The organism is Paenibacillus jiangxiensis (assembly GCF_046098255.1).
In the GTDB taxonomy this organism is placed as follows: domain Bacteria; phylum Bacillota; class Bacilli; order Paenibacillales; family Paenibacillaceae; genus Paenibacillus; species Paenibacillus jiagnxiensis.
The window spans coordinates 85,950-103,840 of record NZ_JBJURI010000010.1; the positions used below are offsets into that span (position 1 = coordinate 85,950).

Consider the following 17,891-nt stretch of genomic DNA (forward strand, 5'->3'; position numbering starts at 1 on the left):
GTGTTGGTGTAAAAAAGAGGAAGAAGTAATACCCCTCTACCAAATAGTAGAGGGGTGATTGATATTGACTTATCTTTAATCCTGAAAAGAACCATGAAGCCTCAATTCGGCCATATTGCCGAACCAGGAACCTGAATTGTAAATGCGGATATACCGGTATGATGTTGTATCGTTTACCCTAAAGGTTTGCCATTCTTGAAGGGCGGCGGCCCCTGGCGTGAGGTTCGACCAGTTTTCGTTGTCGTTGGAGCCCTGGACCACGGCGCCTTTGATCCTGCCGTAATATTGATCCTGTCTGGCTAACAGTTCGACCTTCGTAACAAGAAGCCTCTGATCTGCTTTGAAGTCAAAGGTAATGAAACCTCCCGCTCCGTTGCTGCCAAGCCGGAAATCGGAATTGGTGCTTGGATCCCCGTCAAACAGATAACCCACCTGTTTCATTGTTTCAGCAGGAGTTCGGTTTCCGGCTGTTGTGGGATCAATCAGATAGGTGATATCCGTCACATTGGGGATTAGCTGTGATTCATCCGTTATAAACAGATTGGTGCTGTCCGTCGTCAGAACCACTTCATCTCCGTCCGTTCCGTCCGACATCAGTTTGTAATTGATCGAGAAGCGGACCTTCCCATCCTTGGCATCGGGGCTGACGGTCCATTGTGCTGTCCAGTGGATATTATCCTCAGTAACAGCAGCAACTTCCTGTCCTTGAATCAATACCTTCACATCCCGAATCGGTTCGACCGCTTTAAAATCCAGCTTCACCATATCGCCCGCTGCAATCCGGTTTTTCAGACTTTGGTCCGAGCTGATCGACACAGAGCTCATTTTGCTGAACATTTCATGCCGTTGACCATAGATCCGCAATTCGCTGATCTCGAACATCGTGCTTTGCGGCTCGGTGATGGCCAGCTTGAAGAAACGGAACGGGGTGTTTACATACTCATCCTTCACGGTGAGCCGTTGTTTCTCTTCGCTGCGAACGGTCATCTGATCCGTCAACCGTGTCCATTTGTCCCCATCATTTGAGCCAAAAACGGCAAGACCGGCGATGCGCTCGGGGAAGCTCCTTCTGCCCTGGATCTCGAAAGCTTGCGCCGTAATTTTAAACCTGCTGCCGAAATCAAGCGTATGGTATTGATCCGGTGCCAAGCCATAAGCGACATAGCTGTTGTCATTATCGTCCGTAATGCTGGGCAGGTAATTGCCGAAGGAAGACGTAGCTATCGTCTTGACAAAGTCAAGGCTCCCATCGGGGAAAGCTTTGTTCAGAAGTTCCAGGTCTTCGACTGCCGCATGAAGGGTTTGCAACCGGACATAAAACACTGCATCTGTATCCGTCTCAATGTATTTAATAGCGTCGTCATAGGCATTTGTGTACGTCGCAAGAGAAGCCGACACATAGCTCTCACCCGGTTGATATCCGGTGGTGGCGGCGGTAACAGCGGCCGCTCGATCAGCTTCTACCTCAATCTTCACATGCTTCGTAGATACAGATGTTCCGTCACTGGCCACAACGATAAAAGAGCTTGCTCCGGTTTGCGTGGGAGTCCAGGTGAAAGCGCCGGTATTGCCATCCAAAACGGCTCCCGCAGGACCACCTGCCATTTCATAGGTGACAATGTCTGAAGCGTTTGAATCCTCGGCTGAAAAATCTGTGTTGATCGTTCCTCCTGCAAAAGCGAACAGATTCAGTGCCGACGGACCGGATTTAAATACAGGGGCGGATAACTGGCTGCCCGCCTGGACATAGAAATGATCCAGGTCCACCTTGGTGCCGCTGCCCGTTACCTTCATATACATAAGGCTGTAGTTTTCATCGATCTGTGCGTAGGGAACCGAGTTGATGGACATATCAAAGGTGATGTATCTCCATTGTCCCTTTGTATCCGGAAGCGTAACCGTATGGAAGGGGATGGAGTTCCTTTCTTTACTAAGCTCAAGGGTGGCGGCCCCGTTAGTCCTGAGTTTAAGGTCAATAAGCTTGGGGGAGGTTCGCTGGCCGAAGGAAAGATTCAAAGGCACAATGGTGCTCCCTTCATTCGTCGCCGTAATTTCCACATACGAAATTGCCCCATCCTGCCTGATTGCCGAATGGCTGTCAAGAGCCGTGTAACGGTCTTCGATGTCGACCAAAGCATCATTTGTCATTTCCTTGGGCAGATATTTGGTCCCCTCCGCTGCGGCTTCCTGCGGAATGTACAGCCAGAAATCCCCGCCCCCGTCCGGGCTTTCCCAAGCTTGTGCGAGTTTCCCCTGATAATAATAATTGGACGGAATACGTTTCGTGAACGCTTCATAGAAATATGGCGCCTTCTCTGAGAGATCGACTCTTTTACTATAAGTATAATAGTAGTAAATATCCCAAAACTGGGCGGTGTTCATTCTGCCTCTGTAAAAATCGGATATGACCCGGTAAATGCCCAAGGGGCTGCCGTTCTCATCCATGGTGTAAACCACCGGCGTCCATGGGGTATCGTATCCCAGCATGTATTGCCAAAAGTAGTTGGCTGCCGTCAGAATACGGTGGTCCAGAAAATCAAAAATATCTACCGCATTCGGAGCGGTTGAAATCGTGCCTGTCACCGGGTCTACCTTGGTGCCCTGGGCAAGAAGCATCCGGGAAATGATCGCTGCATTCGTAATGTCTCCGGCGCCGTGAGCCTGGTCTCTTCCCATTTCCACGTGCTGCACGACCGGCTTATCCAGCTTTTCTCCCGTAACCGCATTGGTATCAACCAGCCGGAACAGCTGTTTGATCGAACCGTTTATCCCTTGATCCTTCGCCGTTTTGTTCACGGTAAACCATTCTACGGCTTCATTGTATCGATCTTTGTTGTCTGTGAAAATATAACCCGCCATGGCTCCCAGCAGAGGGTAGGTGTGCTGGTTCATGAAGTGATTGTTATCATGAAGAAACGTTTCCGTCACCGGAATAATAAGATGGTTGGTGAAATTGGCCGTATCCTCATCCGTCCACTTCAAGGCATCCGTTCGGGAGCTCGTATACCTCAATATTTCTGCCGCCGCTATCATCCGGTTCAGCGGAATCCCTGTATGGATGTGAGCGTCAGTAAAATAGACGTATTTTGCAGGATCCATCTGGGACCAAATGCGAATGATATGCATCGCGTTAGCCCGATAGGTTTCATCACCCGTAATATAATACAGCAGTGCTTGTGTATACGCTTTCAATCCATCAGATATAAAGCGTGAGTTAAAACCCTGACTATTAAACGCATCGCTCGCCGGTTTGGTTGGATTCGTAGCATCCCGATTGCTGGATGTGACCGTTTTCGAGGCTGTTGATGAAACAAGCATGGCTTTATAATACGAATACCACGGTTCCTGCTTCACCATGATCTGTGCGCGCATGTTTTCAAGAATGTCCTTGGTTACCCCGCTGCCCGGATGCAGAAATCCGTTGCTGCTTGTTTCCGTAATCTCTACCGTATCGGTTACAGCAGGCAGCTCCTCTGCAGATACCAAGGCAGACGCCGACAGCCAGGGGATGCACATCAATGCAAAAATGAATGCAATAAAACCGGCTGTCATCCGCCTCCTCAGAAATGTTCGGTACAGTGTGTACGTTCGCTTCAGAAAAATCTCCTCCTTTTTCTGTATAGTCAAGAAACACAATAGCAGAATCGGGAAGAGCGGGTATGCCGGTTTTTTAAGCGAAATATGTATTCTTTTTTGGATTAACTTCAGGTCTCGGATGATCGACACAGGTTCCTGTTTTGTCATACAGCGTTTGTCGTTATAATCTTAATCAAATAAAGGCAATGTTTATAATTGCGGGTAAGCAGGAGGGGGGCACTCTATGGAAACCATTAAATTATTGCTTGCAGACGATGAACCCGTTATATTACGCGGCCTGAAAAAACTGATATCCTGGGAAGAGCTTGGATTTACCATTGTGGGTGAAGCCAATGACGGGCGGGAGCTCCGCGATCTGATTCGTATACATGAACCGCAGCTGATCATCAGCGATATCAGCATGCCGGATGGCAACGGAATTGATATTATTGCAGAATTGAATGAACAAGGGTACGATGCCAAGGTGATTTTTATCAGCGCCTTTCAGGAATTCGGTTATGCCCGTCAAGCTATACAGCTGGGAGCGCTGGATTACCTGGTAAAACCTATAAATAAAAATCAGCTCGAAAAGATCGCAGAAAAAGCCGCATCCATCATCCGGGAAGAATCCGACGGCGAGCGGAATAAAGAAATGCTGAATTATTATGAACAAAAGAATCGCTCCACTACAATAGAACAACTGCTTAACGGGCTGCTGGACGGGGACAAGAAGACACTCACCACCCTTTCGCAAATGGGGGTCATTGCAGTAAGCCGCTTTTCTACTGTATGTGTGCTTGAAGTCGATGAAAATATCAATAGCTCGCGGTGGGAGGAACGGGAACGAAATCTGGTAAACTTTGCGCTGTCCAATATCATTAGAGAGACACTGGATCAGGTGCAGAATGCGGGCAACGGATTACTGATTCAGAAAGAAGCAGGCTTTGCCATTCTTATTCAGCATGAAGAGAGAGAATATCCGCTTCAACTGGCCAATGATCTCCGCCGTAAGATCAACGATTATTTAAAGCTGAGTGTTTCATGCGGTATAGGACCAAGCATGCCAGACATTGAAGAAGCGGCAGAATCTTACCGTTCTGCACTGAAAGCGCTTAACAAGAGATACTTCGCAGGATTGAATCAGGTAATTTTGTATGAGGATCAGTGTACAAGGAACAACCCGGAGAATAGATCCATTGCAGAGCTCCAGGCAGATTTGGTAAAAGCGTTGACCGCCCGGCAGAAGGAACAGTTGCAGCCGCTGATACAGCAACTGCTTGAGCAAATCCGGATTCAAGCCGGGGATAACCGGAATTTGGCGGTAACAGGAGTTTACAATTCAATTCTGACTATAAATCAGGAGTTTGAGAAAATCTGGGGCGGAATGGAGTCCATTCGTGCTGACCAAGGCGCCCTGCTGGAAAAGCTGGCCGCATGTCCTTCCTATGCGGATGTTGCCCGGACGGTTGAAGAGATCGTATCGGAAATGCTGCAGCATCCTGCGAGCAAGCTGTCAGGCAAAGAACGCGCGTTGTTATCGAAAACCAAAGCGTATATTGAGGACCATTATGCCAGCAATATCACACTGGAATCCATGGCTGCCCTTGTCTATATGAATCCCTACTATTTCAGCAGCTTTTTCAAGAAGCATACCGGTCAAAATTTTAAAAACTATGTCACAGAGGTACGAATGAGGCACGCGCTTAAGCTTCTGATCGAATCGGACCTTATGGTCTATGAAATTGCCGACCGTGTTGGTTATAACCATGTGAGGCATTTCAGCGATATGTTCAAGAAAAGGTTTGGCAAGGTGCCACAAGAGTACCGGCAATCCATCCGCCGTCATCAATCATAACGAACGAAGCAGGTGTTCCCTTTATGCGCTTCTGGAGATTTTGGACGAAAAGCATATTCGTAAAATTTTCCACTTCTTTTATTTTGGTGGGTCTTATCCCGCTCTTTGCTTTAAGCTATTTTTCCGTACAAATATTCTCGGGTTATGTAGAACGATATACAACGAGCAACCTGCAGCAAATGGTCATGTATATGAGCTACAATCTGAATTCAGCCTTCCAGCAGTATAACGATATTTCGAAGCTCATGTACAATGTTCGTTACGAGGGAGTATCCGAAGATATAACCCAGAATCAGACATTCAATGTCAATGAGCTGGAGCAGATCAATTCGACACCCATCGATTCCTTCCTGAAGACCATCGTTTTTAGTGACAATTATATTACCGGCGCATATTTTGTCCGGGCGGCTGACCAGCGTGTCTATTACCAGGAACGAGAGAATCGGGGCTTTAGAAGCGAACAGCTCCCGATTCGGGAATGGAGCGAGAAAATGAGCAGTCAACCTTCGCAGGCGGCCATTTTCCCGACCCATCAGGACCCGTATTTCACTGGGTCCAAGCGAGAGGTTTTTACGCTTGCACGCAATCTGATTGATACCTCAGGACGGCTGACCCGGGAACCCAAGGTGGTTGGCACCTTGTTTCTCGACATTGATACGGCGATGTTCCAGCAATTTCTGAACGAGCTCCGCCTTGGAGACAAGGACGAACTGGTTCTGATCGACGGCCAGGACCATATTTATTTCAGCAATCAGGGGAACAGGACGAAGGATGAATTGTTAGCGGGAAGCAAGGATAACGAGATGCTGGTGCTGCGGGAGGAAATTCCTTTTGTTGACGGTCAGCTGATCGCGATGATTCATAGAGCAGGACTGTTCGAGCAGCTTTTTTCTGCACGAGCCACGGTATATATTGCGATTCTCATTTGTTCAGTGGCTTTGATTGTCATGGGCACCTGGTTCTCACGCCGGCTCGCTGCGCCGATCCGCAAGCTGATTCAGCAAATGGCTGTGGTGGAGTCCGGCAGGCTGGACACTATGCTTCCGGTCAACAGCAACGATGAAATAGGCAGGCTGACCCAAGGTTTTAACCGGATGGTCGAGCGCCTGCGGGTGCATATTGATGAAGCTTATGTGGCCCAGATCAAGCAGAAGCAAACGGAGCTGAATGCGCTAAAAAGCCAGATCAGACCCCACTATCTGTACAACACCCTTGAAGTGATCCGAATGAATGCGGTGGATAAAGAGGCGAATGAGGTCGCGGATATGATTCATTCCTTGTCCAATCAATTGAAATATGTCATTGATTATGGAGAAGAGCGTGTAAGTCTGCGTCGGGAGCTTGAGCATCTGCATGATTATTTCTATATCATTTCAGTCCGGTATGATAACAAATATATGCTCAGGTGTGATATCGCTCCTGACGTGGATATGGACTGGCCAATCCTGAAATTATGTTTGCAGCCCATCGTGGAAAATGCGGTTCAGCACGGATTGCGCCTGAAGAAGAAGGGGACGGTTGGGATAACCGCAGAAAAGCGGGAAAAAGACCTGGCCATCACGATTTATGATGACGGTGCGGGAATGGACAGAGAGACGCTGGAACGTATCCATGAAACCTTGTACGAGTCCAGCGCCCCAAGCAAGTCTATAGGTTTAAAAAATGTGCATGAGAGAATCCGGTCCATGTACGGAGAAAAATATGGCCTGTCCGTGAGCAGTCAGAAGGATATTGGAACCTCTGTGCTGCTCTGCTTTCCTATACCGGATTGAGCCGTGTTTAAGGGTGAAAAAAACACTTTGCATTGAAATAAAAAGTGTTCATTACTTTTCCAAGGAAGGTGTATGAATATGGATCATAAAGAAGAACTGATCGGTGGTAGAGCCGGAAAAATTCATAAAATTGATGGGTCTGTAGTGCGTCCAGCAAATATATGGACACATCATGTGCATGATTTTTTAAATTTCCTTCATCAACAAGGGGCAGTTTTTGTACCAAAACCTTTGGGTGTTAATGAGCAGAATGAGGAGATCTTATCGTTCATGCCAGGGGAAGTTTTTAACTATCCATTGCCTGAAAAGCTATTAAGCGACTCTATGCTTATTTCTGCTGCTCATTTATTATCAAGATTTCATCAATATAGTGAAAAATACGTATCAAAATTAACAAATACTGAGCAATGGATGCTGCCGTGCACGTTTCCGATTGAGGTGATGTGTCATGGTGATTTTGCGCCTTATAATGTCACTGTACAAAATGATGAAGCTGCAGGAATCATTGATTTTGATACTTTACATCCTGGGCCGAAAATGTGGGATATCGCATATGGAATTTACCGGTGGGTTCCATTTAACAACCCTGAAAATCCAGACTCGAATGGTAGTACTTTGACGGAAAAAATAAGGAAAACAAAATTGTTCCTGGATACATATGGAATAAATGATGAAAGTAAAAAGTCTTTTGTGGAGGTATTAATTAAACGTTTGGAAAGCCTAATAGAATTTATGAGCAAGGAAGCGAGTGCAGGTAACGAGGATTTTCAATCCAATATTGAAGATGGTCACCTCCAACTGTACTTGGATGATATTAAGTATCTTAAAAACAATGAAGAGGAAATAATCAACGATTTACTTTCTTCTTAAATTCCCCGCATATGCAGCTTAAAAAAGTTCATACAAGCAAAAAAACGCCAATGTTATTCTAGATAACGAAAACGCTTACCTACCATGGCACAGCAGTTTCAACAGCTTTTATAAGATTAAAGGGGGGGCACAATATGCTGAAAAAAGCGAAATTCAGGCTAACCGCATTATTTCTTACAACGGCTTTGATTTTGGGGGCATGCGGTGGAAACAGCACAGAGGCGGGGGAAACCGGGGTTGATTCTGGAGGGGACAAAGTAAGCTTTACCATCGGATATGCTGCCGGTGATCCGGCGGCGAAAAAAGCGATAGCCGATACCGTTAAGAGATTCATGGAAGCCAATCCGGATATTGAAATCAAGGATCTCAGCGAAAACTCCAGCAGCTCCTATCTGGACTGGCTGAAAACGAAGGATGCGGTCGGCGAGTTTCCCGATCTTGTAGAAATGCGGGATACGGAAGTGTTTGCTGATGCGGGTAAAATCGTTGAGCTGCCTTCAGACCTGCTGGATTTGTTTGACTCGCCTCCAACCGTAGAAGGCAAAGTGTGGAATGCGCCCTTATCGATGAATGCGCCGCAAGGCATCATTTACAGTAAAAAAGCATACGCGGACGCAGGCATCAACGAGCTTCCCAAAACGTATGACGAGTTCATCGCCATCCAGGAAAAATTGAAGGCTTCCGGTATAACGCCGCTGGTGGTTGGTGGCAAAGACATCTTCCATATGGGATTCTGGGTGAACAAGTTCCTAATAGATGATGTGTACTCGAAGGATCCGGACTGGAACTCCAAGAAAACAGCCAAAGAGGTCAGCTTCACAGACGCCAATGTTGTGCAGGCGATGACGGATTATAAAGAGCTGTTCCAAAATTATGTGGATAAAGGCTGGCTAAGTACACCTGATAATCAAACGGTTTCCTTCCTGATCTCAGGCAAAGCTGCTCAACTTTATTCGGGAACGTGGATGTTCTCGCAAATCGAAGAAGCCGATCCGAACTTTGAATACGGCTTTTATGCCGTGCCTGACCGCGAGGGCAAAGTGAATATTATAGGACTTCCATCACCTGCCGGATGGTCTTTGTCCGCCGAAGCAGCTAAGGACCCGGAGAAAGCGGAAGCGATTAAAAAATTCATTCGTTTCTTCTTCGAGCCTGAGCAATATTCGCAATATCTGGCGAGCATCAACGGAATTCCGTCAACGAAAGAGAAAGTCTCGTATGAAACCGCGGAAGCGATGCAGGCGGCTCTTGCTTTGATGAACGACCCGAATGTTACGAAGTCCCTGGCCATTAATAACTGGTGGGGAGAGAACCTGATCCCGCCCCAGTTCCGCAACTGGTTTTACAAAAAGCTGCAGGAGATGGTCGTGAATGACGGGGATATCAAGACTTATATGCAGCAGGTGGACGCGGAATATGACAACCAGGTGAAGGCGAATTCGATGTAAAAATATAACCTTTGGAGGAACCCGCGCTCAGAGTGCAGGCGGTTCCTCTTTTTAGGAAGGAGTGCATTCTATGGGAACACCCGCATCATCTGCAGGGGAGCGTATTGCCACAGCAACAGCTCATCAAAAAAAGAAAAAGCAGCATCCTTTTGCCATCGTATTTATACTTCCATCATTAATCCTGTATACCTTGTTTGTGATTGTTCCTACTCTTGGCAGTGTATATCTCAGCTTTACCTCATGGGATGGAATAAGCGAGGATATCCGGTTTATCGGCTTCGCCAACTTTGTTGAGATATGGAACAGTCCCAGGGTTCATAATGCGCTGAAGAATACACTCATCATGACCGTAAGTCTGGTCATATTGGAAAACATAGCGGCCATTGCCATGGCCCTGATGGTTGACAGGGTACGGTGGTTCAAGAATCTATTTCGCAGCCTGTTTTACTTTCCCACCTTGCTTAGCGGGATTGTGATGGGCTTCGTATGGGCGATGATCCTGAATTATAATTTTGGCGTTGTCAATCAAATCCTGAATGCAATCGGACTCGAAAACTGGGCTGTGGATTGGTTGGGGGATCCCAACTACGCCATGCTGTCCGTCATCCTTTCCACGGTCTGGAAAGGCGCGGGTTATTACATGATCATCTATCTGGCAGGGCTGCAGGGAATCCCGGCAGAGCTGTCCGAAGCGGCAAGCATCGATGGGGCGAATGGCTGGCAGCAGTTCCGTTATATTACCTTTCCGCTGCTTGCAGGCTCCGTGACCGTATGTATGGTGCTCTCCATGATCAGCGCGCTGAAAATTTTCGATCAAATTGCGGTCATGACGGACGGAGGACCAGGCTTTGCGACAGAAACGTTAACCTATATTATCTATAAGGTTGGTTTTGGCGAATTAAGACAGGGCTTTGGAACAGCGCTTGCGATGGTTTTGTTTGTCATCATCCTGATCATCACTGTTATTCAAGTGAAAATTCTCCGGAAAAGGGAGGTGCAGTACTGATATGAGCATGCAGGCACGCAAAAAAATAGGCGAAGTGCTCCTGTTCGCGGTGACTCTGCTGGTGGCGGTTATGTTCTTTTTCCCGATTCTGTTTAACCTGATGTCCGCCTTCAAGAGCAATGGTGAGATTATGCGCGATGCGCTGTCGTTTCCGACCTCGCTGTATCTGGAAAATTTCAAATATTTGTTGACCGAGACTGAGTTCCCGCGGGCGATCATCAATAGTCTGATCTTGACGGTCGTTTCGATCGTCATGCAAATCCTGATTATTCCGATGGCAGGTTATGCAATCGAAAGAAGAAACGCCAAATGGACTCATTTCGTTTTTCTTTACTTCCTTGCCGGCATGATGATTCCTTTTCAGGCTTACATGATTCCATTGTTTAAAGAGCTTAAAATGTTTGGACTTTATGGCAGTCTGGCAGGGCCGGTTGTTGTGTATATTGCAGGCGCAGTCGGTTTTGGATGCTTGCTCTACACAAGTTTTGTCAAAGGGGTTCCCAAGGAAATTGAAGAGGCGGCCGAGATTGACGGCTGCAGCCGGTATACGATTTTCTGGAGAATTGTGTTTCCGCTGCTCGGACCGGTTACGGCCAGTATGGTCGTATTGAACGGGCTGGGCATCTGGAATGATTTTCTGCTGCCGATGCTCACGCTTCCGTCTGGGGAGCCCAAAACGATGGTCGTAGAAATTTATCGGTATATCGGAGAGTTTTCATCGAGATGGGATATGATTTTTGCGGGAACCGCCTTGTCCGTTGTTCCTGTGCTTATTGCATTCATTTTCATGCAAAAATACTTTGTTAAGGGAATTTCGTCAGGGGCGACCAAAGGATAAATAGCGCTATCCCCACCATCAATTCAGAGAAGAAAGAAGGGGTGAATCCATGCTTGCTTTAGACAGCAAAATCGCTTGGGTGGACCAGATCGTGGATAAAATTACAGCCAAAATGGACTGGGTCAGCGAAAAATCAAAAAACAAAATTCCGTATACGACCATCGACGGGGAACATGATGACAGGTCGCTCTATAACCCCTCCAATACGGAAGCAGATGGAATAAGCTGGTGGACCAACGGATTCTGGGGCGGAATGATGTGGCAGATGTATCATGCAACAGACAATCCGAAGTACAAGGAGATTGCAGAAAGCTCCGAGCGGAAGCTGGATGCCTGCTTTCAGGACTATTATGGTCTGCATCATGATGTAGGCTTCATGTGGCTGCCCACCAGTGTGGCCAGCTTTAAACTGACCGGCAATCCGGAATCCCGCAAACGGGCGATGCATGCGGCTAATCTGCTCGCAGGCCGCTACAATCCGGCAGGGGAGTTCATCCGTGCCTGGAACGACCTGGAGGGCGAGGACACCAGAGGCTGGGCCATCATTGACTGCATGCTCAATATCCCGCTCTTGTACTGGGCTTCCGCAGAAACAGGCGATCTCCGTTTCCGGCAGATGGCTGAGAAGCACGCCGATACAACCATGAACGCTTTTGTCAGACCCGATGGCTCCGTCAACCATATCGTTGAATTTGATCCGTTTGCAGGCGGAGTGGTCAAAACCTATGGGGGACAAGGATACGAGAAAGGCTCTTCCTGGACGCGTGGGCAAAGCTGGGCATTATATGGCTTTATGATGAGCTATAACCATACAGGGAAGGAAGAATATCTGCATACGGCAAAACGGGTCGCCCATTATTTTATCGCCAACATCCCTGAAAACGGAATTATTCCGGTCGATTTCAGGCAGCCGAAGGAGCCGCTTCTCGAGGATTCAACAGCTGCGGCCATTGCCGCCTGCGGTTTGATTGAGATTGCCAAAGCGGTGAGGCCGCATGAGAAGGATTTGTATCTAGGGGCCGCGATAAAGCTGCTGCAGACACTGGATCAGACACGTACCGACTGGACGACCGGCTGCGATTGCATTCTTAAGAACGGCTCTGCCGCCTATCATGCCAGCATCCACCATCAATCTATCATTTACGGAGATTATTTTTTCATAGAAGCTATGCTCAAGCTTAAAGGAAATGATTTATATATTTGGTAGTCGGGGAATTGTGTTGTTCACAAGGGAGGGCTGCGATCATTCCGGGTTTGACTTTAATTGAATGATCGTTTATTATTCAGACATGAGATATAAAGACAAAAATAAAAACGAAGCCATTTTTCAGGCAACCATTCAGCTTTTGAACGAGATCGGTTTTTCCGAAATTTCCATGTCGAAAATCGCCAAACGTGCTCAGGTATCGCCAGGAACGATCTATGTTTATTTTGAGAACAAGGAGGATATGCTGAGGAAGCTGTTTTTGAATGTCGAGCAAAAGATCAGTTCGAGTATGTTCGAAGGGCTCCATCATTCATTGCCGGTCAAGGCAAGATTTGAACTGATCATGAGCAACTATATTGAATTCATTCTTAACCATAAAGATGAATTTCTCTTTTATGAACAATTTTGCAATTCACCGCTTGTCGAGAATTTGTATCTTGAAGACTCCAGTTTGATGTTCCAGCCTTTTTATAAATTGATTGAGGAAGGCAAAGAACAGAAGCTGCTTAAAGATTACGATACCATGCTGCTGTTAGTTTTGATTTATGCTCCTGTTACCGAACTGGCCAAGCAGTATTACAGAAGAGAATTTGAATTTAATGATAAAAATGTGAAGGACTTGATTCAATCGAGTTGGGATGCTGTCAAAGCATGAGAGTCCTTCTTTTTTTAACTATAAAATGAATGAACATTCAATTTTTATTAATTGGTGGAGAGATATTACTTGAAGGGGGTGATTCATAAAAAACGGGGTATCGAACGATGAGTTTATAAAAAAATCAAACACAATTATAGGAGGCATATATGAAATATTATTTCTTAGGAAAAAGCGGATTACGCGTCTCGGAGCTTGCTCTTGGCACCATGACTTTCGGTACGGATTGGGGATGGGGCGCAGGCACGGATGAAGCCCGGAACATGCTGGACATTTATCTCGACCGGGGTGGAAATTTTGTCGATACGGCCAGTGGATACACGAACGGAAGCTCGGAAAAAATGCTGGGTGAAATTCTGGGCGAGCATCGTAATCGCATCGTGCTTGCCACGAAATATACGATGAATACGCATCAAGGCGACCCGAATGCAGGCGGAAATCACAGAAAAAGCATGATCCGCTCGGTTGAAGCAAGTTTGTCGCGAATGAAAACAGATTATATCGACCTGCTGTATTTGCACTCCTGGGACAACACGACGCCGGTTGAGGAAGTGCTGCGGGCTATGGATGATCTGGTACGAGCGGGCAAGGTGCTTTATGTAGGAATATCGGATACGCCGGCCTGGCAGATTTCGCGGATGCAGACGATCGCCGACCTGAGAGGGTGGTCTCCTCTGGTCGCCCTGCAAAATGAACACAGTCTGATCGAGAGAACATCGGAAAGAGAGCTCACTCCGATGGCTCAGGAGATGGGGCTTGGGGTTGTTGCCTGGTCACCTCTGGCCAACGGTCTTTTGACCGGCAAATATTCAAGAGAAGATTTGCAGCAGCAAAGCAAGGAATCCGAAGGCTGGAGCTCACGGGTAACCATGATGGCTAACCATGGTATGCTGAATGAGCGGGTATTTAATATTGTGGATGAAGTCAAAAAAGTAGCAGATGAAGTGAATGCTCCGGCAGCGCATGTAGCGCTGGCATGGCTGAGAGCACAATCGTCCGTTACATCCATTTTGCTGGGGGCAAGCAAAGTCGGACAGCTTGAAAGCAATTTGGATATGCTTGATTTGCAGCTTACGGAGGAACAACTGCAAAGGCTCGACGCGGTAAGCGCGATTGAGCTCGGGTTTCCTCATAAATACTTAAATGACCCAGCAAATCTGTGGGGAGTCTTTGGTGGCGTAGCCGTCGAGCGCCGCTAAGGTAAATCTATAACACCTTCAAGTGATTGTCACCATGTCGATAGATATGGAGATGAGCTTGGAGGTGTTTTTTTAATAACGGCTAAATATATCTTTATTACAAAAATAATGTACAAATCAGGTCATATGATTAAAAGTGATGTAACATAGCCCCGGCAATCGGGAGGAGAGGTCATACCGGAGCTTTTCACAAATGGTTATGCAATTCCTGGTACTCTGGTGCTCGTAAGCTGTGCCTTGATTCGGAAATGATGAACGAGATCAAGCTTGCAACTTTCACAAGTATATTTACAAAAAATATGTTTGAAAGCGTTGACATAATAACGAAATAGCTTTATACTCCGCAATAGATACAAAAATAATGTAATTAAACAATATTATTGTCTGTATCTATGAAGCTACTTCAAAGGGGAGATTCGCATGAAAAAGAAGATTGGATGGCTTGCATTGACACTGCTGCTTTCGTTCTCACTGGTTTTAAGCGGATGTGGTGGAAGTGGCGGTAGCGGCGGAAGCAGTGAGCAGGGGGGCGGCGATTCGTCCGGTGACGGAAAAGTGACTTTGTCTTTCTGGACGCTGTTTGACGGCGGCGATGGTGAGAATATGCAGGCGCTGGTTGATGAGTTTAACAAAACGCACCCGGATATCGCCGTGAAAAATACGAAGCTGGCCTGGGGCGAGTATTATACGAAGCTGGTTACTGCTGTAGGCAACGGGACTGGACCGGACGTCGGCATCTCCCATACCTCCAGGCTGCCCGACCTGATTGATCAGGGGGTTGTAACGGAACTGGATACCCCGGGAGCCGAGGCTGGAGTGGATTGGAACACCTACAATCAGAATCTCTTGAATGCGGTTACTGTAGACGGACAGCATTACGCGGTACCGATCGATACACATCCTTTTATTATGTACTACAACAAAAAGCTGCTTAAAGATGCGGGTCTGCTTGGCGAAGACGGGAAGCCGGTGTTTGAGCAATCGGCCGACGGTTTTGTGACCTTCCTCAAGACATTGAAGGAAAAGCTTCCTGCCAAAGCTACGCCGTTTGCGTTGTCCAATGCCAACGATGACCCATTCCGTTTATGGTGGGCTTTGTACTCGCAATTGGGCGGCAATGACGTGATTTCGGATGATTTGAAGTCGGCGTCCATCGACAAGGAGAAAGGCATTAAGGCGGCTGATTATGTGCAGAAGCTGTTCACGGAAGGCTACATCAAGAAAAACGATCCGGACTTCTATAAAAACTTCCAGAGCGGCACGGCAGCGATCATGATGACGGGCGTCTGGGCCACAGGTACCTGGGAAGCAACGAAAGGGCTTGAGTTCGGCGCCATGCCGATTCCGAAAATTTTCGATCAGGAAGCGACTTGGGGAGATTCCCATACGATTATTTTGCCGCTGACCCAGAATGAGGACCCTGCCAAACGCAAGGCAGCCATGATTTTTGCCGATTGGGTTGCCGAGAACGGTCAGATCTGGGCTAAAGCGGGACATATTCCTTCCAAGCCTTCTGTGCTGGAAAAACAGGAGTATAAGGATATGCCTTACCGCAGCGATTACGCCGAGGTTGCGAGTGTCGTTAAATTCAGCAAGCAGTCCACGAAAAACTGGCAAATTCGCGATAATGCGGAATTCAAATTTTTGAACGAAGTATGGACCAATAAAATGACTCCGGCGGAAGCGATGGACAAAATGGAGACAGCCATTCAGCAAATTCTGAATGAGTAGTGCCAAAAGAGGGACGCATATGAAAATCAAAAAATGGAGAGCGGATGTTCAGGCGCTGGTATTTTTGCTTCCTTTTCTGATCATATACGGATTGTTTACCATTTGGCCGATGCTTAAAGGCGTTGAAATGACCTTTTACAAATGGACGCTGATCCGAAAAATGAGTTTTGTCGGACTCGATAACTTCCGCAAGGTGCTGCAGGACAGAGAAGTGTGGGAGGCGCTCTGGCATTCAACCTTTTTCGTTATTTTAAGCACGCCGACCATGATTGTATTGGCCTTGCTGCTGGCGCTGATCGCCAACCGGAAATCGTTTTTGCAAAAGTTCTACCGCATCATCTTTTTTATACCAAGCGTGCTGTCCGTGGCCGTAGCGGCTTACCTGGGGTTGTTCGTATTCCAGCCTTATACCGGGCTTGTGAATTCAACACTGCATGTCATCGGGTTATTGCCCGAGAATGCCGAAATTTTCTGGCTGACAGAAACGGGGCTGGCCTGGGTCGTCATTACGGTGGTCACCCTGTGGTGGACGGTCGGGTTTAACTTTATTTTGTATCTGTCGGCCATGCAGGAAATACCGGATGAGATTTACGAGGCGGCCAAGCTGGACGGGGCGAGCGATTCCCAAATCTTTTGGCGGATCACCCTTCCGTACCTGACTCCGCTGACCAAAACGATTACGATGCTGCAAATCATTGCTTCATTCAAGGTCTTTATGCAAATTTATGTCATCACAGGCGGCGGTCCGCTGGACCAGACACGTCCGATCATCCAGCTGATTTACCAGACCGGATTTAAAAACAATAATCTTGGTTATGCAGCCACCATGTCCTATATTCTGTTCGTCATTCTGCTGGTGCTGTCTGCGCTGCAATACTGGATTAATAACCGGAAAGGAGCGGAAGGCTGATGAAATGGCTGTATCGTATAGGCTCCGCGATCATGGCGCTTATGTTTGCGGCTCCGCTCGTCTGGATGCTGGTCGTGTCGGTCAAGGAAGAGGGCATGAAGATCATTACCGTGCTGGACTGGTTCAAGCCGCCGTATTCGCTGGCTGTTTATCAGGAGGTGTTGATGACCACAAAGCTGTCCCAGTGGATCGTCAACAGCTTGCTGGTAGCCGTGATTGTCACGGTGCTGACCGTGATTTTCGCCGCCATGGCGGGGTTTGCTCTGTCCAAAGTGCCGTTTCGTTATCGGACATTTATGTTCTTCTTCATCCTGGGCGGGCTGCTCATTCCCGGAGAAGCGACCATTATTCCGCTCTATCAGGTAGCCAAGGATTTGCATCTGCTGAATTCATACAGCGGGCTCATTATTCCGGCGCTGGCTTCTCCGGTGGCTGTAATTGTGCTGAAAAGCTTTTTCGATGGCATACCCAATGACCTGCTGGAGAGCGTGCAGATTGACGGCGGCGGCATCTGGAGAATTTTCATGAATATTATGTTGCCCCTGACCCGTCCGGCCATGGCTTCCATGGCGATTCTGACCTTTATCGGCTCATGGAACAACTTCCTGTGGCCCTTCCTTTCCATTACGGACGACAATTTGTTCACACTGCCAATGGGCATTCCCACACTGATGGGGCAATACTCGGAGGATTACGTCAAACCGATGGTCATCAACGCGGTGGCTTCCGTGCCGATTATTATCTTGTTTATCATTTTCGAAAAGCAGATCGTAAAAGGAATCAGCATGTCCGGCATCAAGGGATGACCGGCAGATTCTAAATAT

General features: G+C 47.3%; 13 protein-coding genes. 12 read left to right on the top strand and 1 reads right to left on the bottom strand.

The annotated features are described in order from the left end of the window. Positions 1-75: 75 nt before the first annotated feature. Complete coding sequence (locus ACI1P2_RS11895; RefSeq protein ID WP_355319981.1) at positions 76-3,552, bottom strand: discoidin domain-containing protein; 3,477 nt, start codon at positions 3,550-3,552, stop codon at positions 76-78. Between the two features lie 268 nt (positions 3,553-3,820). Here ACI1P2_RS11895 and ACI1P2_RS11900 point away from each other — a divergent pair, with 268 nt between their 5' ends. The 12 genes from ACI1P2_RS11900 to ACI1P2_RS11955 all read left to right on the top strand — a co-directional run bounded on the left by ACI1P2_RS11900 (position 3,821) and on the right by ACI1P2_RS11955 (position 17,873). Further along, positions 3,821-5,431, top strand: a complete 1,611-nt coding sequence (locus ACI1P2_RS11900; protein ID WP_355319983.1) for a response regulator — start codon at positions 3,821-3,823, stop codon at positions 5,429-5,431. A 191-nt stretch (positions 5,432-5,622) separates the two neighbouring features. Further along, positions 5,623-7,203 (top strand): cache domain-containing sensor histidine kinase, encoded by a 1,581-nt coding sequence (locus tag ACI1P2_RS11905; RefSeq protein WP_408976208.1) that lies wholly within the window; start codon positions 5,623-5,625, stop codon positions 7,201-7,203. 78 nt (positions 7,204-7,281) lie between these two features. After that, positions 7,282-8,073: an aminoglycoside phosphotransferase family protein gene (locus ACI1P2_RS11910; protein ID WP_355319985.1), complete on the top strand. Its 792-nt coding sequence runs from the start codon at positions 7,282-7,284 to the stop codon at positions 8,071-8,073. Between the two features lie 134 nt (positions 8,074-8,207). Continuing rightward, positions 8,208-9,521 (top strand): ABC transporter substrate-binding protein, encoded by a 1,314-nt coding sequence (locus tag ACI1P2_RS11915; RefSeq protein WP_355319987.1) that lies wholly within the window; start codon positions 8,208-8,210, stop codon positions 9,519-9,521. Between the two features lie 70 nt (positions 9,522-9,591). After that, entirely contained in the window at positions 9,592-10,527 is a 936-nt protein-coding gene (locus tag ACI1P2_RS11920) for a carbohydrate ABC transporter permease (protein WP_355319989.1), read from the top strand. Between the two features lies 1 nt (position 10,528). Further along, positions 10,529-11,365, top strand: a complete 837-nt coding sequence (locus ACI1P2_RS11925) for a carbohydrate ABC transporter permease (protein WP_355319991.1) — start codon at positions 10,529-10,531, stop codon at positions 11,363-11,365. A gap of 49 nt (positions 11,366-11,414) precedes the next feature. Further along, on the top strand, positions 11,415-12,572 hold the full coding sequence (locus ACI1P2_RS11930; protein ID WP_355319993.1) for a glycoside hydrolase family protein: 1,158 nt from the start codon (positions 11,415-11,417) through the stop codon (positions 12,570-12,572). A gap of 61 nt (positions 12,573-12,633) precedes the next feature. Next, a complete protein-coding gene (locus ACI1P2_RS11935) occupies positions 12,634-13,227 on the top strand; it encodes a TetR/AcrR family transcriptional regulator (protein WP_355319995.1) in 594 nt (197 codons plus the stop codon). A gap of 149 nt (positions 13,228-13,376) precedes the next feature. Then, a complete protein-coding gene (locus ACI1P2_RS11940; RefSeq protein WP_355319997.1) occupies positions 13,377-14,426 on the top strand; it encodes an aldo/keto reductase in 1,050 nt (349 codons plus the stop codon). Positions 14,427-14,846: 420 nt separating this feature from the next. After that, positions 14,847-16,157, top strand: a complete 1,311-nt coding sequence (locus ACI1P2_RS11945; RefSeq protein ID WP_355319999.1) for an ABC transporter substrate-binding protein — start codon at positions 14,847-14,849, stop codon at positions 16,155-16,157. 19 nt (positions 16,158-16,176) lie between these two features. Next, positions 16,177-17,067, top strand: a complete 891-nt coding sequence (locus ACI1P2_RS11950; RefSeq protein ID WP_355320001.1) for a carbohydrate ABC transporter permease — start codon at positions 16,177-16,179, stop codon at positions 17,065-17,067. Then, the gene (locus tag ACI1P2_RS11955) at positions 17,067-17,873 is read left to right on the top strand and encodes a carbohydrate ABC transporter permease (RefSeq protein WP_355320003.1); all 807 of its coding nucleotides are present in this window, start codon (positions 17,067-17,069) and stop codon (positions 17,871-17,873) included. The genes ACI1P2_RS11950 and ACI1P2_RS11955 overlap by 1 nt, the downstream gene beginning before the upstream one ends. Positions 17,874-17,891 lie beyond the last annotated feature (18 nt).